The organism is Mesorhizobium sp. B1-1-5, assembly GCF_006443065.1.
In the GTDB taxonomy this organism is placed as follows: domain Bacteria; phylum Pseudomonadota; class Alphaproteobacteria; order Rhizobiales; family Rhizobiaceae; genus Mesorhizobium.
In genome coordinates this window covers 1-1,611 of record NZ_VFWS01000323.1, presented here as the reverse complement: position 1 = coordinate 1,611, position 1,611 = coordinate 1, and the positions used below count along the sequence as shown (strand labels likewise).

The 1,611-nt window shown below is 63.1% G+C and carries 2 protein-coding genes and 1 pseudogene; all 3 read left to right on the top strand.

Going from position 1 to position 1,611, the window contains the following annotated elements; genetic code table 11:
• Window positions 1-381, top strand: a 381-nt coding sequence (locus FJ980_RS30925; protein ID WP_140547349.1) for a ubiquinol-cytochrome C chaperone family protein, incomplete at its 5' end; no start/stop codon positions are given.
• Window positions 378-926 (top strand): DUF177 domain-containing protein, encoded by a 549-nt coding sequence (locus FJ980_RS30920; RefSeq protein ID WP_140547348.1) that lies wholly within the window; start codon window positions 378-380, stop codon window positions 924-926. The genes FJ980_RS30925 and FJ980_RS30920, both read left to right, overlap by 4 nt.
• Window positions 927-1,045: 119 nt before the next feature.
• A pseudogene (locus FJ980_RS30915) lies at window positions 1,046-1,611 on the top strand (phosphate acyltransferase); the annotation flags it as partial.

The following is a 1,611-nucleotide window of genomic DNA, read 5'->3' as shown; positions in this document are numbered from 1 at the left end:
GTCCAGCACCGGCTGCGTGGGGAAGACGGCGTGGCGCAGGAGATCGCGCAGGTGCTGATCGACGAGTTTTTCCTCGACGTCGACCATTCGCTGCGGGAACTCGGCATTGGCGATGTCGGAGTGCCCAAGCGCATGAAAAAGCTGGCGAAGATGTTTTATGGCCGCACCGCCGCCTATGACGACGCATTGGAGCGCAATGATCATGATGGGCTCACCGCCGCCCTTGCACGCAATGTCCGGCCCGACGCCGCGGCCTGGGCGGAAGCGTCACGACTGTCCGACTATGTCGCCGATGCCCGCAATCGGCTGGCCACGCAGCCGTGCCGGGCGATCGTCTCCGGTACGGTGACCTTTCCGCTCGCCCAGGAGGCAGATCGATGAAGCACGCCGATCCGCAGAGTCCGGTATCGTTTTTTGCCAACGTCGCCCGCCTGCCGCAGAAGGGCTTGCCGGTGGTCATCGAGGCCGATGCCACCCAGCGCGCGACACTCGCCGAAGAGCACAGCTTGCTCTCGGTCGAAGCCTACCGTGCTGAATTCCTGGTGACGCCGTGGAAACGCAATGGCGTGAAGGTCAGCGGCCGGGTCGAGGCCGACATCACCCAGGCCTGTATCGTCACGCTCGATCCGGTTGGGGCGCATATCGATGAATCATTCGAGGCTCTGTTCCTGCCCGAGGATTCCAAGCTTGGACGACAGGGATTCGAAGGCGGCGGCGAGATCCTGCTCGACGCGGATGGACCTGACAGTCCCGAAACATTTTCAGGCGACACGATCGATGTCGGGGCACTCGCCGAGCAGTTCTTCGGACTGGCCATCGATCCTTATCCGCGCAAGCCGGGTGCGGCGCTTGATGCCGGCCGCGAGGCCGAACCGGTGGAGAATGAATTTCAGCAGAAACTGCGGTCGCTGTTGGGAAAATCCTGAAAACCTCACCCGCGACGGAAAAGTCGGTTGTGCGAATGTCCAAAACCGCTATTTTCGCCGAACCTTCGCGATCACTAAAACGATCCGCCGCCTAAGCAAAACCGTGAGATGAATACCGCGTGATCAGGATTTCCATCGATGCCATGGGCGGCGATCACGGACCAGCCGTGGTCATTCCGGCGCTCATGACGGTCGCGACCCGCCGTCCCGACGTCCGCTTCGTCATCTACGGGCGGGAGGAGGCCGTACGACCCGAACTGGCCAAATTTCCCAAGCTGGCCGGTGTGAGCGAATTCTTCCACTGCGAGGTGGCCGTCAGGATGGACGACAAGCCGAGCCAGGCACTGCGCCATGGCCGCTGGAAGTCATCGATGTGGAAGGCTGTCGAGGCGGTCAAGTCGGGTACGGCGGACGCCTGCGTCTCGGCCGGCAACACCGGCGCGCTGATGGCGATGTCGAAATTCTGCCTGCGCACCATGGCCACCATCGACCGCCCGGCGATCGCGGCACTTTGGCCGACGCTGCGCGGCGAAAGCGTGGTCCTCGACGTCGGCGCCACCATTGGCGCGGATGCGCACCAGCTCATTGATTTTGCCATCCTTGGAACCGGCATGGCCCGATCGGTCTTCGGCGTCTCGCGGCCCAGTGTCGGCCTGCTCAATGTCGGCGTCGAGGAGATCAAGGG

Excerpts from the sequence above, each read along its gene's own strand:
- FJ980_RS30920 (WP_140547348.1), top strand. The coding sequence starts at position 378 with ATGAAGCACGCCGATCCGCAGAGTCCGGTATCGTTTTTTGCCAACGTC.